Source organism: Citrobacter sp. Cf072 (assembly GCF_030334485.1).
Classification (GTDB): Bacteria; Pseudomonadota; Gammaproteobacteria; order Enterobacterales; family Enterobacteriaceae; genus Citrobacter; species Citrobacter freundii.
Window position 1 is genome coordinate 1 of the sequence record NZ_JAOWDX010000007.1, and the last position, 287, is coordinate 287.

Here is a 287-nt window from a genome sequence, read left to right on the forward strand (position 1 = left end):
ACAGTCAGCTGGTAATTCATCTGCCAGTCGTTGTTCTCCCTGAGCTCCACGCCGGTGATGATGCCGTGAAGATAACGCAGCGCAACAGCCCCCTGCCAGACAGTGAGGGTGGTGCTTTTCTCGAGAAAATCTGTGGCGGTGAGGTCAGGCAGGCTGCTGGCAATATCGACGCTGAGTGTAAAAGGAGTAGAGAGTTTCTGGCAGAGAGTGAAGCTGACGACGGCGGTGCTCATCGCCACTAACCCGTCCACGTCGAGCGTAAAGCGCAGTCCCTGCTGTGACATGAG

Annotated in this window: 1 protein-coding gene; it reads right to left on the bottom strand. The window is 56.4% G+C overall.

The window, feature by feature from the left end; genetic code table 11:
• Window positions 1–287 (bottom strand): contractile injection system protein, VgrG/Pvc8 family (locus OGX66_RS00325; RefSeq protein WP_502873833.1); only part of this gene is annotated, 287 nt, incomplete at both ends.